The sequence below is a fragment of the Blastococcus sp. SYSU DS0616 genome, assembly GCF_054051015.1.
Map to the genome: position 1 here is coordinate 96244 of NZ_JBJHAJ010000008.1, position 17640 is coordinate 113883.

Consider the following 17640-nt stretch of genomic DNA (forward strand, 5'->3'; position numbering starts at 1 on the left):
CCGCCACGGGCCGGGTCTGACCGTCCGTCTCGGTGGTGGGCTCAGCCGGGACGGTCGCCGGTGGCGCCGGCGCGCTCGGCGTGCAGGGAGCCCAGCAGCGCCAGCGCGGAAGCCGAGGGGCTGCCGGGAGCGGCCTGGTAGACCACCAGCTGCTGGCCGGGCGCCCCGTTGACCGTGAACGAGGAGTAGTGCAGGTCCAGATCGCCGACCTGGTCGTGGTGCAGGAGCTTGACCCTGCTGGTCTTGCCGCGCACGTCGTGACGCGCCCACAGCTCGCGGAAGCCGGGGCTGCGGGCGCTCAGGTCCTCCACCAGCGCGGCGATCCGGGGATCGCCCGGCCATGTCCCGGCGGCCTGGCGCAGGTGGGCCACGGCCACCTCCTCCCTGCGCGGGTCGCGGTAGAACTCCGTGGCCGCCGGGTCGAGGAAGACCATCTCCAGCAGGTTGTCGCTGCGGGTGAAGGAGCTGAACAGCGCGTCCGCCAGAGCGTTGCGGGCCAAGAGGTCCAGGGCACGGCCGAGCACGAACGCGGGGGTCTCGCTCCAGCGCTCCAGCAGCTGCACCAGCTCGGGGGCCACCAGCTCGGCGGCCACCGGCTCGGCGGCGGCGCTGCCGGAGGGGCGTTGCCGGGACACCGGGCGCGCCAGGCGGTACAGGTGCGCGCGGGCCTCGTGGTCCAGCTGGAGCGCGGTGGCGACCGCGTCGAGCACCTGGTCCGACGGTCGGCCCTCACGGCCCTGCTCGAGCCGGACGTAGTAGTCCACGCTGACGCCCGCGGCGGTGGCGACCTCCTCGCGCCGTAGGCCCGGGACCCGGCGCCGCCCGTAGGAGAACACCCCGATGTCGTCGGGGCGCACGGCGGCGCGTCGCGCCCTCAGGAACTCTCCCAGGAGGCTGCTGCTCACAGCCTGAGAAGGTAGAGCTAGACCTCCGGCGAGCGCCAGGGCTGCACCCCCGACGGTGAAAGGGAGGAACGCCAGGGCCACCCCGGGGCCTTGGCAGACCGCCCTGCATGCTCGAGACCTCGCGGGATCGTCGAGGAGCGGAGGGCACAGGCAGGTCGAGATGACCGACGACAGCAGGCAGCACCGGTACGAGGGCCGGGCCGACGGGGGGCTGGCCGTGATCGCGGAGTACATCCGGACGGCGCAGCTCGAGGTGTTCAGGCACACGGAGGTGCTGCCCGGTTACGAGGGCCAGGGCGCCGCCTCGGACCTGGTGCGCCAGGCCCTGGACGACGTGCGCAGCCAGGGCCTGGAAGTGCTGCCGCTGTGCCCCTTCGTGGCCGCATGGATCGGGCGCCACCGGGAGGAGTACGGCGACCTGGTCTACCGTTCGCGCACCACGCTCACCGTCGAGGTCGACGCCGCGGGGCGGTGACCGCGGCGCCGCGTGGCTACTCGCGGGCGGCCAGGAGGGAGACCGGCGCGGGACGCGTGGCCGACCAGGCGGTGAGCGCGCTCGTGATGCCGGTGACGACGAACGCACCGACGCCGACGGCGGCCACCAGTGCCCACGGCAGGGCCACGGTCACCGTCCCGGTGACCGTGGCGGTGGTGGCGGCCACCGCGGCCAGGGTCCCGGCGGCGGCCAGGACGCCGAGCAGGAGACCGATCGCGGTGACGACCCAGGACTCGGCGAGGGCCATCCGCAGCACCTGTGCCCGCCGCAGCCCGGTGGCCCGCGCGACGGCGAACTCCCGGCGGCGCGCGCTCCCGGCGATGACCACGGCGTTGACGACGCCGATCACGGCGTAGAGCCCGCCGAGTCCCGTGACCACGAGCAGGATGGCGGTGTTCGTCTCGCTGCCGCGCTCGGCGCTGCGCTCCAGCCAGGCCTCCAGAGCGCTGACCGTGCCGAGGGCGGCCAGGGACGCGCTCACGCGCTGCGCATCGGCGCCGTCCTCGAGGGCGATGAGGATGCGCGAGGGTGCGCTGTCCAGCACCTGCTCGGGCACCAGGCCGGCAGGCAGCAGCAGGCTCGCGCCGCCGCCCATCGCTGCGGGCACCGCGGCGACGACGGGCAGCCGCCCCAGGTCCACGTCCCCGACCCGCACCCCGACGGTGTCCCCGGGCGAGACGCCGAGGGCTCCGGGGCCCGCGGCCACGGCGCGACCCTCCAGCGCGGCCAGCGAGCCGCTGCCGCGATGCACGGCCTCGTAGCCGGCCGGGTCGACGACCAGGCCGCGAGTGATCTCGGTGAAGGCCGTCTCGCCGGTGCCCGTGGTCAGGGCCACGGGGACGTCGACCTCGGTGGAGGCGGTCGCCACCCCGTCGAGGGCTACCGCCCGAGAGCCTTCTGCCCCGGTCGTCTCCAGCACCAGGTCGGCTGCGGTGGTCCTGCGCTGCTCGGCCTGGCCGGCGACGGCGAAGGAGGTGAGCGCGCCGGACTGGCCCAGGACGAGGCCGACCAGCACGACCAGCGGCGCCGCGGTGGAGGCGCTGCGGCGCACGTCGTCGCGGAGGTTCGCCCGGACCAGCCGAGCGAGCACGCCGGACGAGCGCACCGGCAGCAGCTTCGCCGCGGCGGGAACCACGAGCGGCGCGAGCGCGGTCAGGGCGAGGGCGGCCAGGACCGACACGCACATCGCCATCGCCTGGCCCCCGGCGGGACCGCCGAGCGGGGCCAGGACGACCAGGGCCGTGGCCCCGGCGGTCAGGAGCAGGCCGCTCACCCAGCGCCCGCGTGTCATCACTTCCGCTGCCTCACCGGTGTCGCGCAGAGCCTCCAAGGGCTGCACCCGTGCGGCGCGGCGCGCGGCCACGAGCACTCCCGCGACGGCGAGGCCGACCCCTACCGCGGCCGAGACACCCAGTGCCCAGGTGCGCCACTCGCCGGTGAAGCCGTCGGGCACGAAGTCCAGCGCCGCCAGCGACCAGGACTGGAAGGCCATCACCGCCAGGCCCACCGGTACCCCGGTGACGGCGCCGACGCCGCCGAGGAGCACGGCCTCGCCGAGCAGCAGTCGCCGGACTTGGTGGCGGCCGCCGCCGACCAGGCGCAGCAGCGCGAGATCGCGGCGGCGCTGGGCGACGGCGAAGGCGAACGTCGTGCTGATGATGAAGACGGCCAGGAACGCCGACAGCGCCAGCGTCACGGCGATCACCGTCACCGCCACCACGTTCGCCGCGTCGAACCGCATCTGCTCCACCGGCGACAGCCCAGCCGGGGCGTCGAGGGTGGCGGCGGATATCAGCAGCAGCAGGGACGACTGCACGAGGGCCACGCCCAGGCACACCGTCAGGGCCGCTCCCACGAAGAGCGTCCAGCGCTCGGCCAGTCCCGCCCAGCTCAACCGCAGCACCTCAGCCCTCCAGGGAGACGAGGCGGTCGGCCACGGCAGCGGCGCTGGCGCCGACGAGCCGGTCGGCGATGCGGCCGTCGCGCAGGAACACCGTGGCGTCGGCGCGGGCGGCCGCGGCCGGGTCGTGGGTGACCATGACGATGCTCTGGCCGCGGTCCACCACCTCCCGCAGCAGCTCGAGCACCGTGCGCGCGGCCCGGGAGTCCAGCGCGCCGGTCGGCTCGTCGGCGAAGAGCACGTCGGGCCGGGTGACCATCGCCCGCGCGATCGCAACCCGCTGCTGCTGGCCGCCGGACAGCTCGCGGGGGCGGTGCCCGGCGCGATCACCCAGCCCGACGGCGGCCAGGACGTCGCGGACCTGCGAGCCCGCGGGGCGGCGTCCGGCCAGCTGCAGCGGCAGCGCCACGTTCTGCTCGGCGGTGAGGGAGGCGACAAGGTTGAAGCTCTGGAAGACGAACCCGATGCGGTCGCGGCGCAGGTCGGTGAGCGCGTCGTCGTCCGCGGTGGTGATGTCGGTGTCGCCCAGGAGCACCTGGCCGGAATCCACCCGCTCCAGGCCCGCCGCGCAATGCAGCAGGGTCGACTTGCCCGAACCCGAGGGGCCCATGACCGCCGTCCAGCTGCCGCGGGGGAACGCGACGCTGACGTCGTAGACGGCGCGCACCGCGGCGGCCCCGCTGCCGTAGGTCCGGCTGACGCCGCGCAACTCCACGGCGGAAGTGTCCGGGCGCGGCTCCAGCAGTTGGGCCGCTCCGGGCCGACCGGTCGTGCCGGTACTCATAGGGCCTCCTGTCGCGGGCAGCTGCCGGCCGGGGTGGGTACCGAGGCCGGCGCAGTACTGCCACCGACCGACAGCGTCGCGTGGGTGCCGCGGCCGAGCCAGGTCCCGGGACTCCCACCCTGGGCGCTCCCGAGCAGCCGCCGGGTGGAATGGCAGGGCCTCCCGCCGGAGGGGCAGCCGGGAGGGGGCGGTCGTCCCTCATGACCTCCGTCGAGGAACGCGCCGCCATGACGCTCCAGCAGGCACTCGAGCCACCGCACCCACCCGGCGGCCCCCGGAGGCGCGCATCCGCCGGGCGCTGCCAGCGGGGCCGGGCGTGCTGACCGCCGTGGGGCCGTCGGAGCCCGTGTGCGCGGGTCCACCCGTGGTACCAGCTACGGATCCTCCCGTCAGGGGACGAGAGACCGTGCTCGCATGGCTAGCGTGCAGGCATGCGTGATATCGAGAACATCGATGGTCCTCTCGTGTGCCCTTCCTGCGGCACTCAGCTGCCGAGAACCCACACGGATCAGGACACTGCCCCGGTCGCGCCGTCCGTGCGGGTCTGGATGACCGAGCAGAGCTGGGACGAACCACGCTTGACGCGCGACGTCTACGCCGAATACCTGGTCGAGTACGCCGACGAAGCGGTCGATCGTGCGCGGTTCGTGCGCGACCTCAGGCGGTTCGGGGTGCAGGAGGAGACCGACGCCGGCGGTCGCCGGGTCCTCATCTGCCCCTGAGCGGACGTCCGGCACCGGCACGGCCTGACGAGCACCGTTGTCCTCGTGTCGGCGGTGGCGCCGGTCCCCGTGCCGGGATGGCGAGGGTGAGCCCGTATGCAGTCGGCCGGACGGTAGGAGCGGTAGGGCCCCCACGCCGGCGTGAGACCCGGAGGCTGCGGGGCACGCGTGCACTCCGACGGGCCGGAGCAGGCCGACACCCCGGAGGCGTGGGAGGCGCTCGCGCGGCTGGTCGTCGCGGGGACGTCGCCGTCCTCGTCCTCGCAGATCTACTCCCCTGGAGCAGGTACGGGCCGCGTACCGTGACCTCGCGACGCGACACGTGCGGAGAACGTGTGCTGAGCGTCATGTCCGGTGCCCGGCGGGCCGAGCCGGAGGGGGCGCGGACCGGCTGATCGGAGGCGGGAGCGTGGCGCTGTACGGGCGGGAGCAGGAACTGGCAGTCGTGCATCACCTGCTGCGTTCGGCCGGTGAGGGCCGCGGCGGCGCGCTCGTCGTGAGCGGGGCAGCCGGGATCGGCAAGTCGGCGCTCGTCGCAGAGGCCGTCGGGGCAGCCGGCGGGGTGCGGGTCCTTCGCGCCACCGGCACCCAGTTCGAGGCCGACCTGCCCTTCGCCGGCCTCCACGAGCTGTGCTCGCCGCTGCTGGAGCACCTCGGTGAGCTGCCCACCCTGCAGGCCGACGCGCTGCGCAGCGCCCTCGGGCTGGCCGGGCAGCCGACCGCGCCGGAGGCCGCGCTGCTGATCGGCGCCGGTCTGCTGGCGCTGCTGGGTGCGGCAGCACGGCGGCAGCCGGTGGTGTGCGTGGTCGACGACCTGCAGTGGCTGGACCCGGCCAGCACCAAGGCCCTGGCCTTCACCGCGCGGCGCCTCGACGGATTGGCCGTGGCGCTGCTGCTGGTGGTGCGCGACGGCGCCGGCGGCCCCGGGACCCCGAGCGCCCTCGACCGTCTTCCGTCGCTGGACCTGGCTGGCCTACCCGAGCGGGAGGCTCGTGCGCTGCTGGCCGCGGAGATGCGAGCCCCGCTCGACCCGCGGGTGCGCGACCGGGTGATCGCCGAGGCGCGCGGCAACCCGCTGGCCCTGGTGGAGCTGCCCCGGACCTTCGGCCCGGCCGAACTGGCCGGTGGCTACGCGCTGCCGGGCGACGAGTCGGTGTCCAGCGTGCTGGAGGACAGCTTCCAGCACCGCTTGGCCCTGCTGCCCGCGCCGTCACGAACGTTCACCACCCTGGCCGCCGCCGAGCCGACCGGGGACCCGGCGCTGCTGTGGCGGGCGGCGGAGATTTGCGGGTTGGGGCCAGAGGCCGGCCTGCCGGTGGAGGCCACCGGGCTGCTGTCCCTGGGGACGCGCGTGCGCTTCCGCCACCCGCTGGTCCGCTCGGCGGTGTACCACGCCGCCGGCCTGGGTCAGCGGCGTGCGGCCCACCGGGCGCTGGCACAGGCCACCGACGCGGTCACCGACCCCGACCGGCGGGCTTGGCACCTGGCGCTGGCCGCCGACGGACCGGACGAGGCCGTCGCCGCGGAGCTGGAGCGCTCCGCGGACCGTGCCCAGGCCCGGGGCGGTCTGGCCGCAACGGGTGCCTTCCTCGAACGCGCCGCCGTCCTGACACCCGATCCGGCCCGCCGGTCCGACCGGCTCCTGGCAGCCGCCGACGCCAAGAGAGCGGCCGGGGCGCCGGAGGCCGCGCTGGGGCTGCTCGCGGTCGCGGAGGGCGGGGCGCTGGACGGGCGGCAGCGGGCGCTCGTGGAGGTGCTCCGGGCCCGCGCCGCCTTCGACCAGCGCCGCGATTCCGGCGCGGTGCGGATGTTGCTCGAGGCGGGACGTTCGGCAACCGCGGTGGGACCCGTCGCAGCGAAGGAGGTGCTCTTCGAGGCGTTTGCCGCCGCCGTCTTCGCCGGCCGGTTCGCCGACCCGGACCTGATGCGGGGGCTCGCGGCGGCGGAGCGGGCGCTGCCTGCCTCCCCGGGCCCACGGCGTCCCGGAGAGGACTTGTTCGCGGGTCTGCTCACGCAGGTCACCCGGGGCCGCGCCGCCGCTGCGCCGCTGTTGCGCAGCGGGGTCGACGCCTGTCGCACGGCCGCGGACGAGCTCTTCCACTCGGGGTGCCTGTGGATGGCGTGCAGCGCGGCACAGGAGCTGTGGGACGAGGAGTCCTTCCGAGCCATCGCCGAGCAGCAACTGCAACGGGTCCGGCGCTCGGGGGCGGTGGCGTCCCTGCCGGTGGCGCTGAACTACCGCGCGCTCGTCCACGTCCACGAGGGGGATCTCCGCGGGGCGCAGGTCCTCGTCGACGAGGCGATGCGAGTCGCCGCGGAGCTGGAGGCGCCGCCGCTGCAGTCCGTGGCCGTCACGATCGCCGCATGGCGGGGCGACGAACTCCGCACGGCCGCGCTCGTGCGCGCCGGCACCGCCGACGCCCTCGCGCGGCAGGAGGGCCGCATGCTGACCGCGATGGAGTACGCCCCCGCGGTGCTGCTCAACGCGCAGGGGCGCTACGCCGAGGCCCGCGAGGCCTGTCGGCGGGCCGTCGAGCTCGATGAGCAGAGCTTCGGGGTCTGGATCGGACCCGAGTTCATCGAGGCGGCAGTCCGCTCGGGCCGGCCCGAGGAGGCCGTACCCGTGCATGAACGGCTGCGCGCTGCCGCGGACGCCGCCGGGAGCGACTGGGGTCTGGGGATGGCCGCCCGCAACGCGGCCCTGCTCAGCGGCGGCCCACCGGCCGAGGAGCACTACCTCGAGGCGCTGGAGCGCCTCCGGCGTACGGGGACCGCGTCGCAACGGGCGCGGACGCACCTGCTGTACGGGGAGTGGCTGCGCCGCGAGGGCCGCGCGCGCGAGGCGCGCGGGCAGCTGCAGGTGGCCCTGGACGGGTTCTCGTCCATGGGCGCCACCGCCTTCGCCGCGCGCGCGACACGGGAGCTGGCCGCGGCGGGAGGGCGGGCCCGGGTCCGCGCCGCTGCGGGACCGGCGGGCCTGACACCGCAGGAGCTGCACGTGGCGCGGCTCGTGGCGGGCGGCGCGACCAGCAAGGAGGTCGCCGCGGAGTTGTTCCTCAGCCCACGCACGGTCGACGCCCACCTGCGCGGCATCTTCGCCAAGCTCGGGATCGTCTCCCGCCGGCAGCTGCGTGGTCTGCCCGGGCTGCTGGACGCGCACGGCAGCGTGGAGGAGCTCGTCTGACCCCGCCCAGCTGTCGGCGCCGGTCACCCTGTTCGGTCCCCGACGGCGCACGTCCCGTGTGGAGGGGAGGCAGGGCTACCCGCTGACGCTGCGCGGACGGGCGGCGGAGCTGAGGGTGGTCGGGGACCTGCTGCAGGCGGCGGGGACTGGTCGCGGTGGCGTCCTCGTCGTGCGGGGCCTGCCGGGATCGGCAAGGCGGTGCTCGTCGCCGAGGCCACCACGGCCGCGGAGCCCGGGCTGAGGGTCCTCGAGGCCAACGGCATGGAGTTCCAGTTGGAGCTGCTGTCCGCCGGGCTGCACCAGCTCTGCCGACCGCTGCTGCAGCACCTTGAGCATCTGCCGGCGCCCCAGGCCGCCGCCCCCAGGTGCGCCCTGGGGCTCGACGCGGGGCCGGCCGCACCCGGTACGGGTCTGCGCGCGGGCGCGGGCCCCGACGAGGTGGTAGCCGACGAGCTCGAGCGGTCGGCGGGGCCGGGCCCACCCGGTCAGCCGCACCCGGTGCCTGCTGGAGGCGACGGCCGCCGAGCGCGCCGCGGGAGCACCGGCGACGGCGCTGCAGTTGCTGTCACCGACGGAGGACGCCGTCCTGGACCCTGAGCAGGGCGCGTTGGCGGTGGCGTTGCACGCCCGCACGGGGGCCCTGGACCAGCGCCGGGACGCCGGAGCAGTCGGCCTCCCGCGGGACGCCGCGCACGTGGTCGCCGGGACGGACCCGAAGGCCGCCCGCGAGGCCCTGCTCGAGGCGTTCGGCGTGGCCACGTACGCCGGGTGCTTCGCCGGTCCGGACGTCGTCGCCGGGATCGCGGCCGCGCTCGGTCCCTCCCGTCGCGGAGAGACTGCGCCTGGCCGCGGACCTCCTGCTCGACGGGCTTTTCGTCCTGGCCACCCGCAGGCGCGCGGAGTCCGCCGACCTCCTGCGCCAGGGGGATCGACATGTACGTCGACCGCGACGGTCCCTGAGCACCGTGGGCGGCACATGTAGGTGATGACCACCGAGGCGAAGCGGCCGCCCTGCTTGGGAGCGTTCTCACAGCAGGGGGCGGCGCTCCGGTGGCCCCCGCCGACAGGCCCGAAAGCCCCGAGGAGACCAGTGACCGACGTGAAACTCGCAGCCATCTACTACTCGGCGACGGGAACCATCCACGCGATGGCCCGGCGGGTCGCTGAGGCGGGCGAGAAGGCCGGTGCGGAGGCCCCTGGGCCGTTCCCGTTGTGGTGCAGGTCGTGAGAGAACCGGGTGCCGAGGCATTCGTCTGCGCCGGTTCCGCCGCAGCGGACAGCTTGGTGGCGTCCGGTGACGTGGTGGCCCGGGGCGCACCGGCCCGGGCCCCAGAGAAGGGCGAGCGCATCTTCCTGTGCATCCGCGACGGTGAGCAGTGCCTGTTCTCGGTCGGCAGCGGCGAGCGGATCGACCCGTGAACCGCCCGCACCTGCCGGGCCGACGCCCCACCGACCACGTCACCGCGCGGGCCCGGGAGAGCGCCTGCTGGGCGGAGTTCACGCTCCTGGCGGACCGTGGGCCGGAGCAGATCGCGACGGAGATGGCCCGTGCCACCGAGCACGGCGACCCCGCGCCGGGTGGCAGCGGCCCCGGCGGGGCCGGCGAACGGCTCCGGTGAGGTCCCCGTGCTGAGAGGTGGAGCAGGAGGGCTGCGGACAGGGCCGCCGTCGCGGTCCCGTGCAGGCACCGCCACCGACGTGCTGCCGGGTGCGGTCACACCGCCACCGCTGGGCGACTTCCTGCGGGCGATGCGCAGCCGGCTGCGCCCGCAGGAAGTGGGCCTGCCGGCCTCGCTGGGCCACCGCCGGGTCCCGGGGTTGCGCCGGCAGGAGGTGGCGGAGCTTGCCGGTGTGAGCCTGGACTACTACACCCGCATCGAGCAGGGGCGGGTCGGGGAGGTCTCCGGGGCCGTCCTCAACGCCCTGGCGAAGGCGTTGCGGCTAAGCGCGGACGAAACCGCGTTGCTGCACCGCCTGGGGGCCCCGTCCCGTTCGGTGCCGAGGCCGCGTTCGGAGGGACGGCTGCGGCCCGGGACCACGGGGATGCTGGCGTGGCTTACCGTCCCGGCGGCCGTGGTGAACCACCGGATGGACGTCCTGGCGGACAACCTGCCGTTCCGGCTCCTCCTGGCGCGGCCGGGTGGGCGCCCGGAGGCGGTGGGGAACCTCGTGCGGTGGCACTTCTTGGACCCCTGGGCACGCGACCTGCTGCCGGGGTGGCGGGACAGCGCCGCCGCGGCGGTTGCGGGCCTGCGGCTGAACCGGGCCCGAAACCCGGAGGACCCGCTGCTCGACGCGCTGATCACCGAGCTGTCGGGCCGCAGCGCCGAGTTCTCGCGGATGTGGGCGGTGCCGGAGGTGACCGGCACCTTCCACGGGCGGTGGACCGTCGAGCACCCGTGGGCCGGGACCTGCCTGCTGGACTACCAGGCGCTGCCGCTCCCCGGTGAGGGCGTGTTCCTGGCCCTGCACACCCCCGTGCCTGGAACAGGCTCGGAGGCCGTGCTGGACCGGCTGCTGCGCGCCTGGAACGGGCCGCCGGCGGGCTTGTCCCGGGAACGGGGACGTCCGGGGCTCCCGTGTGCCGGCTGCGGGAGGTGAGGTGCGGGTGGAGGCCGGGCGGGACGTGCCGGGTCCTCCTGCGGCACGGGCGAGCACGCGCCGGTCGCCGTGGGCCTGGGCGTGGTGGTGTACCGGCGCCACGGCCCGGCCGGTCGGCCCCGCTCGCCTCGACGTGGCGGCTGGGCATTCGTCGTCGTCGCCCGCGGTGTTCGGCGCATCCGGCTCCGAGGCGGTCCTGGGGTGGGAGGCGCCGGTCTGCTGTCCCCTGACGTCACGCTCATCCACTGCACCGGACTGACCGGCGCGGCGTGGGAGGCGATCGGACGCACGGGGACCACGGTTGCGCTGGCCCCCACGTCGGATGCGCAGATCGGCCTGGAGACGGCGGTCCCGGCCGTCGACGAGGCCCTCGAAGCGGGTGTCCGCCCCGGGCTGAGCATCGACGTGGAGGTGGCGCTGTCCAGCGACATGTTCACGCAGATGCGCGCGTTGCTCGCGATCCAGCGGATGCGTGCGGTGAGTTCCGCCTACGGCACGGACCGGGCCCCCCGGCGCATCGGCGTGCACGACGTGCTGGACATGGCGACCCTGCAGGGTGCGCGGACCCATGGCCTGGGGGACGTCACGGGGTCGCTGACGCCCGGCAAGCAGGCGGACCTGCTCGTCGTCGACACCGAGGACCTCAACACCATGCCCCTCAACGACCGCGTCGGGACCCTGGTGCTCGGTGCGGACGCCCGGAACATCACGCCGGTGTTCGTCGCCGGGCAGGTGCGCAAGTGGGGTGGCCGGGTCCTGGACGTCGACCTCGACGCGCTGAGGGAGGAAGTGCGGGCCTCGCGGGATGCGGTGCTGCACCGGGCACGCCGGTCGGGCGTCGCGGTCTGACGACTCGTCCCACGACGTCCACGGACGGCGTGGGACGACGTGTCGACGGTAGTGGCTCTCCGCGGTCGTAGCTGAACCTGCAGTGGGTCAACCCCGACGCGCTGGCCGGATGGCCAGGTCACCGATCTCCACGTCCTCGGGTTGATCGGTGGCGAGCGCGACCGAAGCGTCCAGTCAGCGGCGCCCGTCACGTCCAGGGCGGGGAAACCTCCTCGCGGACCAGGCCCTCCAGGCCCTCCTGCACCGCCCGCAGCGGTGTCGCGGCTCTAGTCGGCCGTGCCGCCGCGGCCGGTCCGGGGGCGAGGCCGGTCACCCCCAGCGCGGCCGCCGCGGCGAGCGCGCACCCCGGCCGGGAGGCGGGGTACCCGGGGAACCGCAACCCGGGCTGTGGTCGGTGTCGTCGCGGTGCTGCGGAACTCCTACTCGCGCCGCCGAGGGCGGTGCTCGGGCCGCCGTGCGCGAGCGGGACGCTGCGCGGGTGCGCCAGGACCCCACCACGGTCGCCACCGTGGTGGGTGGGTGCGAGAGGGCCATGTTCTTCCCGCGTCTGCGAGGCACCGTGGGACCATGACCGAGCTGACGCAGACCACGCTGATCTCCGGTACCCCGCTCGCGGGCCGTGTCGCCGTCGTGACCGGCGCCTCCAGCGGAATCGGTGCCGCCACCGCGGCGCGCCTGGCGGCCCTCGGTGCGCGGGTCGCGCTCCTCGCCCGCCGCGCCGAGCGCCTCGAGGACCTGGCCGGCAGCATCCGCGCGGGCGGCGGGACCGCCCTGCCGCTGCCCGTGGACGTCACCGACCGGGAAGCCCTCCTCGCTACGACCCAACGCATCCACGACGAGTTCGGCCGGGTGGACCTGGTGTTCGCCAACGCCGGGCGACAGCGCATCTCCTCCATCACGGACCTGCGCGTGGAGGACTGGGACGACCAGATCGACCTGAACGTCAAGGGCCTGATGAACACCATCGCCGCATTCGTGCGCGACCTGGAGCAGGCCGCCGTGGACGGCCGTCCCGCCGACCTCATCACGACGTCCTCCATCGCAGCCGTCCGCGTCCTGGAGCGGTTCCAGGTGTACTCCGGCACCAAGGCCTACGTGACCCAGCTCAGCCGCCTGCTGCGCACCGAGCTGGGCCGCAAGAGGGTGCGCGTCTCCACCGTCGAGCCCGGCATGGTCGACACAGAACTGCCCGACCACGTCACCGACCCCGAGGCCAGTGACCTCATGGCCGGCCTTCTGAAGAACATCGACGTGCTCTCCGCGCAGGACGTGGCCGAGACCGTGGCGTTCATCGCCGCCGCGCCCCGGCACGTCAACCTCACCGAGATCACCATCCTGCCCACCGAGCAGGTCATCTGAGGATGACACGGGATGCCCACCGTTGCCGACACCTGCGCCGCTGCCTGACCTCCGCCGATGGCCAGGGACGACGAACTGGCGAACCTCCTGCGGGCCAGGCGGGCCGCTGCCTCGGCAGCGGCCCGGGGCATCTCTTCCTAGGGGACGCGCCGGGTTCCCGGGCTGTGCCGTGACGAGGTCGCCGGCCTCACCGGGGTCAGCACCGACTACTGCACACGGCTGGAACAGGGCCGCGAGCGGCCCCCTTCGCCGCAGCTCCTCGATGCGTTCGCACGCGCCTGGACCTCAACTTCGAGCAACGCCAGTACGCCTAGGGTGGGATTGTGGGGGCCTCCCTCCCGCACACCGGTCCGGGCAAGCTCGCCGCATGACCGCCCTCGACAGCCTCCGGCTCCTGCTCGACGCAGCGAACGCCGAGGACACCGAGGGGTTCCTGGGTTCCTTCGCCGCCGACGCCGTCGTGGACGACGACGGCCGCCTCTTCCAGGGGCTGCTGCAGATCGCGGAGTGGAACCTGCGCACCGTCATCGGTGTGCGCGCCCGCTTCCACGTGCTGGGGATCACCGAGGTGCCCGGTGGCGCGGCAGCCGACGTGGAGATCGGTGGTGGAGGCCGCAACGGCCGCGGCCGCCTGACGGCGCAACTGCAGGGCGGGGAGATCCAGGTCCTGACCCTGCGCCCGCAGGTGGGCGGATGACCGCCCTGCCCGTGCCCCCGCCCACCGGTGCGGCACCGGACGCGCGCCCGGTGCTCGTCAGCGTGGACGACGACCCGGCGGTGGGCCGCGCCATCACCCGGGACCTACGTCGGCGCTACTCCGGGACCTACCGCGTCCTGCGCACCGGCTCGGGCGCGGAGGCCCTCGATGTGCTCGAGAAGCTCGCGCTGCGCGGGGACCGGGTTGCGCTCCTGCTCGCCGACCACCGCATGCCGGGCATGACGGGGGTGGACTTCCTGGAGAGATCCCTCGACCTGGCCCCCGACGCCAAGCGGGTCCTGCTGACGGCATACGCGGAGACCGACGCCGCGATCCGGGCGATCAACGACGTGGACCTCGACCGCTACCTCCTCAAGCCCTGGGACCCCCCGGAGGAACGGCTGTACCCGCCGCTGGACGAATTGCTCGCGCAGTGGACCGCCGAGGTCCGTCCGGGTGTCCCCGTCGCGGTCACCGTGGTGGGCCACCGGTGGTCGGCCCCGACGCAGCAGCTCCGCGAGTTCCTGACGCGCAATGGAGTCCCGTACCGGTACCACGACGTGCACGGCGCGGAGGCCGGGAGGCTCCTGCGCATCGCCTGCATCGCCCCACGTGCAGAGCAGCTCCCGGTGGCGCTACTGCCGGACGGCGAGGTGGTCCCGGCGTGCCGGCCCGCCGACCTGGCGCGCCGGGTCGGGCTCTCGACGACGGCGGGCCTGCCCTTCTACGACGTCGTCGTCGTCGGTGGTGGCCCGGCCGGGCTCGGCGCAGCGGTGTACGCGGCCAGCGAGGGACTGCGGACCCTCCTGGTGGAGCGGTCCGCCACTGGCGGGCAGGCGGGGCAGAGCAGCCGGATCGAGAACTACCTCGGGTTCCCGCAAGGTGTCTCCGGTGCGGACCTCGCCGAACGTGCCCGTCACCAGGCGCTGAGGTTCGGGGTGGAGATCCTGACGACGGTGGAGTGCACCGGTGTCGAGGCCCACGGCGAGGGCCGTACCGTGCAGTTCGCCGACGGTTCCACCGTCGCCTGCCACGCCGTGGTGCTGGCCACCGGGGTGTCCTACACGTCGTTGCCGGCGCCCGGGATGGAGACGTTCCTCGGCAGGGGCGTCCACCAGGGCGCCGCCGCACACCAGGCGGCGGACTGTGCCGGGGAGACGGTGTACGTGGTGGGCGGGGCGAACTCCGCCGGGCAGGCGGCGCTGCACTTCGCCCGGCACGCCGGGCGCGTGGTGCTCCTCGTCCGTGGCAGCTCACTGCGCAGGAGCATGAGCGAGTACCTCGTGCAGCGGATCGAGGTGTCGGAGCGCATCGAGGTGCGCATCGGTACGGAGATCACCCGAGCCGAGGGCGGCGAGCACCTGGAGCGGCTGCACCTGCGCTGCAACGCGACCGGTGTGGTGGAGGCCGTCCCCGCCTCGTGGCTGTTCGTGTACATCGGCGCCGCTCCCCGCACGGAGTGGCTGGGGGAGGCCTTCGCGCGCGACCCGAAGGGGTTCCTCCTGACGGGTCCGGAGCTGCTGGGCGCACAGGGACGTCCGCCGGCGGGCTGGACGCCGGACCGGCAGCCGTACCTGCTGGAGTCGAGCGTGCCGGGGGTTTTCGTCGCCGGCGACGCACGGGCGGCGTCCGTGAAACGGGTGGCCTCCGCCGTCGGCGAGGGCGCCCTCGCCGTGAACCTCGTCCACCGGTACCTGGGGGACCTGTGAGCGGCCACTCCACCGTCGCGGTGGAGGAGCTGCGGACGCTGTTCCTGTTCGAGGAACTCGCCGAGGACCAGCTGCGCTGGCTGGCCCGGCGCGGTGACCGCCGGACGTACCCGACCGGCGCGCTCGTCTTCTGCGAGGGCGACCCCGCCGACCACCTGCACGTGCTCCTCGACGGCGGGGTGCGCCTGTCGCAGCGAGCCGCGGGCCAGGAGGTGACGATCAGCGCGACCACCCAGCGCGGCGCCTACGGCGGGGCCATGCGCGCGTTCGTCCCCGGGGCCGAGCGGACGTACGTGCAGACCATGCGCACCACGGTGGCGAGCAGCTTCTTCCGGTTGCCCGCAGCGGACTTCGCCGCGTTCGTGCGCGCGCACATGCCCATGGCGGTGCACCTGCTGGACGGCCTGTTCGCCGGTGTGCGCGCCAGCGAGGCGACCGTACGGCGCCGCGAGCACCTGGCGAGCCTCGGCGCCCTGTCCGCGGGACTAGCACACGAGTTGAACAACCCCGCCACCGCCGCCGTGCGCGCCGCGGACCAGTTGCGTCGGCACGTCGACGCGCTGCGCCGCCACCCCCTCCTGCTGGTTAGGGCCGGAGCCGACACTACGAGCCTCCAGCGGCTGCACGAGCTGCACGAGGCGGTCCGGGCCACCGGGGGGAGGGCCAGCACGGGCGCCCTCGGGCGGGCCGACGAGGAGGACGCGGCGCGCGATCTCCTCGCTGCCGCCGGGGCCACGGAGCCCGACGAGGCCGCCGGCGTACTCGTCGCGGCCGGGCTGGACGCTCGGCGCGTCCACGGCATCGTCGAGGAGCTCCATGGCGGTCCCGGCGCGCGCGCACTGGACTGGCTGGTGGACGCGCTGGCGGCGGAGTCGCTGCTGGACGACATCGCCTCGTCCACGGGGGCGATCTCGGCGCTCGTCGCGTCGGTGAAGCGGTACGCCCACCCCGGCGGTCCGACGGCCCACGAGGTCGACGTGCACGAGGGTCTGGAGAACACCGTCACGATGCTGGGTCACAAGCTCGCCGGCATCTCCGTGCGGCGCGACTACGACGCCGAGCTGCCGAGGGTGACCGCGTACGGGGCCGAGCTGAACCAGGTGTGGACGAACCTCCTCGACAACGCCGCCGACGCCCTCGCTGGCAGCGGCTCCGTGCTGCTGCGCACCCGCGCTGCGGACGGCGAGGTGCAGGTGCAGGTGACCGACGACGGACCGGGGATCCCGGAGGACGTCCTTCCGCGGCTGTTCGACGCCTTCTACACCACCAAGCCGCCCGGGGCCGGCAGCGGGCTCGGGCTCGACAGCGCACGGCGGATCGTCGAGGACCACCATGACGGAACGCTGCTCGTCAGCAGCGGACCACAGGGCACGACGTTCACCGTCACCCTGCCGGTCGACCGGCGGCTGCCATGACGCGCAGGACCGACGAGAGCGGGGGGGACGGATGAGCGGGACCGGCGGTGGGTGCCCTCACCTGGACGACATCGACCTGGGGGTGACCCCCAGCGCGCCGGGCTGCGAGGACTGCCTGCGCTCCGGTGGGCGGTGGGTGCACCTGCGGATGTGCGCCAGTTGTGGGCACATCGGATGCTGCGATTCCTCCCCGAACCGGCACGCGACCGCGCACGCCGACGGTACCGGCCACCCCCTCGTGCGGTCGTTCGAACCGGGCGAGGAGTGGTTCTGGTGCTATCCGGACCGGATCGCCTTCGAGCTGCGCGGGGCACCCCCGGCGCCCTCACACCCGTAGGGACCGCACACCCGGAAGGCAACCCGCACAGGACGGAGCCGACCGGGCATCACCGTGACCGACAACGCCGAGATGCACCGTACGAGGGCTGTGACCGGCGCGACGACCGAACTCCGCTTTCCGCCGACGCTGATCGCACGCGAATGGGCGAACCGATCGTTCGATCCACCTCAACGCCTAGCGGGGTCGGCGTCCTGCGGCAAGCCCCGGGAAAGCCCAGGCGGTCAAGCCCGGTGGCGTGGTGTGTGACGGCTACCGCGTGATCTTCATGTTGGTCAGGCGCTGAGCGCCGGCATGGTCATCTCCTCGGCGCTGTCGTCTCTGTCAGGGACGGGGCGCACTCGGCAGCGGGCGAGGACGTCGAGGCCGAGGTAGCGGCGGCCTTCGGCCCATTCGTCGTGCTGCTCGGCGAGGACGGCGCCGGCCAGGCGGATCACCGAGTCGCGGTCGGGGAAGATGCCGACCACGTCGGTGCGCCGGCGGATCTCCCGGTTGAGCCGCTCGGAGGGGTTGTTGCTCCAGATCTGCCGCCAGACCTCCATGGGGAAGGCGGTGAAGGCGAGCACGTCGGCTCGGGCGGCCTCGAGGTGCTCGGCGACCTTGGGCAGCGTATGCGCCGTCAAAGATCGCCGAGGTCTCCGTCGCCGCTGCCGGAGACGCTGCCGTCGCCCACATCGTTGAG

The 17640-nt window shown here is 74.5% G+C and carries 16 protein-coding genes and 1 pseudogene; 13 read left to right on the forward strand and 4 right to left on the reverse strand.

The window, feature by feature from the left end; translation table 11 throughout:
- Positions 1 to 41: 41 nt before the first annotated feature.
- Complete coding sequence (locus tag ACI79K_RS08335; RefSeq protein WP_456599479.1) at positions 42 to 905, reverse strand: helix-turn-helix transcriptional regulator; 864 nt, start codon at positions 903 to 905, stop codon at positions 42 to 44.
- Between the two features lie 160 nt (positions 906 to 1065).
- On the opposite strand from ACI79K_RS08335, the gene ACI79K_RS08340 reads away from it, so the two are divergent.
- Positions 1066 to 1380 carry a GNAT family N-acetyltransferase gene (locus tag ACI79K_RS08340; protein ID WP_456599480.1) on the forward strand — a complete coding sequence of 105 codons (315 nt, stop codon included), beginning with the start codon at positions 1066 to 1068 and terminating at the stop codon, positions 1378 to 1380.
- A gap of 16 nt (positions 1381 to 1396) precedes the next feature.
- On the opposite strand, the gene ACI79K_RS08345 is transcribed toward ACI79K_RS08340, so the two are convergent.
- Complete coding sequence (locus ACI79K_RS08345; protein ID WP_456587652.1) at positions 1397 to 3295, reverse strand: ABC transporter permease; 1899 nt, start codon at positions 3293 to 3295, stop codon at positions 1397 to 1399.
- 10 nt (positions 3296 to 3305) lie between these two features.
- A complete protein-coding gene (locus ACI79K_RS08350; RefSeq protein WP_456599481.1) occupies positions 3306 to 4085 on the reverse strand; it encodes an ABC transporter ATP-binding protein in 780 nt (259 codons plus the stop codon).
- 431 nt (positions 4086 to 4516) lie between these two features.
- Here ACI79K_RS08350 and ACI79K_RS08355 point away from each other — a divergent pair, with 431 nt between their 5' ends.
- From ACI79K_RS08355 to ACI79K_RS08410, 12 genes are all read left to right on the forward strand, one after another.
- Entirely contained in the window at positions 4517 to 4807 is a 291-nt protein-coding gene (locus ACI79K_RS08355; protein WP_456599482.1) for a hypothetical protein, read from the forward strand.
- A gap of 168 nt (positions 4808 to 4975) precedes the next feature.
- Positions 4976 to 5113 carry a hypothetical protein gene (locus ACI79K_RS08360; RefSeq protein WP_456599483.1) on the forward strand — a complete coding sequence of 46 codons (138 nt, stop codon included), beginning with the start codon at positions 4976 to 4978 and terminating at the stop codon, positions 5111 to 5113.
- A 103-nt stretch (positions 5114 to 5216) separates the two neighbouring features.
- Positions 5217 to 7991 carry an ATP-binding protein gene (locus ACI79K_RS08365; RefSeq protein ID WP_456599484.1) on the forward strand — a complete coding sequence of 925 codons (2775 nt, stop codon included), beginning with the start codon at positions 5217 to 5219 and terminating at the stop codon, positions 7989 to 7991.
- A 1224-nt stretch (positions 7992 to 9215) separates the two neighbouring features.
- Positions 9216 to 9410 (forward strand): hypothetical protein, encoded by a 195-nt coding sequence (locus ACI79K_RS08370; protein WP_456599485.1) that lies wholly within the window; start codon positions 9216 to 9218, stop codon positions 9408 to 9410.
- Positions 9407 to 9610, forward strand: coding sequence for a hypothetical protein (locus ACI79K_RS08375; protein ID WP_456587647.1), 204 nt, complete (start codon positions 9407 to 9409; stop codon positions 9608 to 9610). Before ACI79K_RS08370 ends, ACI79K_RS08375 begins: the two co-directional genes overlap by 4 nt.
- A 79-nt stretch (positions 9611 to 9689) precedes the next feature.
- On the forward strand, positions 9690 to 10592 hold the full coding sequence (locus tag ACI79K_RS08380) for a helix-turn-helix domain-containing protein (RefSeq protein WP_456599486.1): 903 nt from the start codon (positions 9690 to 9692) through the stop codon (positions 10590 to 10592).
- A 201-nt stretch (positions 10593 to 10793) separates the two neighbouring features.
- Positions 10794 to 11441, forward strand: a complete 648-nt coding sequence (locus ACI79K_RS08385; RefSeq protein ID WP_456599487.1) for an amidohydrolase family protein — start codon at positions 10794 to 10796, stop codon at positions 11439 to 11441.
- 567 nt (positions 11442 to 12008) lie between these two features.
- Positions 12009 to 12800 carry an SDR family oxidoreductase gene (locus ACI79K_RS08390; RefSeq protein ID WP_456599488.1) on the forward strand — a complete coding sequence of 264 codons (792 nt, stop codon included), beginning with the start codon at positions 12009 to 12011 and terminating at the stop codon, positions 12798 to 12800.
- A gap of 367 nt (positions 12801 to 13167) precedes the next feature.
- The gene (locus ACI79K_RS08395; RefSeq protein WP_456587643.1) at positions 13168 to 13497 is read left to right on the forward strand and encodes a hypothetical protein; all 330 of its coding nucleotides are present in this window, start codon (positions 13168 to 13170) and stop codon (positions 13495 to 13497) included.
- Positions 13494 to 15206 carry an FAD-dependent oxidoreductase gene (locus ACI79K_RS08400; protein WP_456599489.1) on the forward strand — a complete coding sequence of 571 codons (1713 nt, stop codon included), beginning with the start codon at positions 13494 to 13496 and terminating at the stop codon, positions 15204 to 15206. The genes ACI79K_RS08395 and ACI79K_RS08400 overlap by 4 nt, the downstream gene beginning before the upstream one ends.
- Positions 15203 to 16621 (forward strand): ATP-binding protein, encoded by a 1419-nt coding sequence (locus ACI79K_RS08405; RefSeq protein ID WP_456599490.1) that lies wholly within the window; start codon positions 15203 to 15205, stop codon positions 16619 to 16621. Before ACI79K_RS08400 ends, ACI79K_RS08405 begins: the two co-directional genes overlap by 4 nt.
- A gap of 31 nt (positions 16622 to 16652) precedes the next feature.
- On the forward strand, positions 16653 to 16958 hold the full coding sequence (locus ACI79K_RS08410) for a UBP-type zinc finger domain-containing protein (RefSeq protein ID WP_456599491.1): 306 nt from the start codon (positions 16653 to 16655) through the stop codon (positions 16956 to 16958).
- A gap of 275 nt (positions 16959 to 17233) precedes the next feature.
- Here ACI79K_RS08410 and ACI79K_RS08415 read toward each other — a convergent pair.
- Positions 17234 to 17566 (reverse strand): annotated as a pseudogene (locus tag ACI79K_RS08415) (transposase); the annotation flags it as partial.
- Positions 17567 to 17640 lie beyond the last annotated feature (74 nt).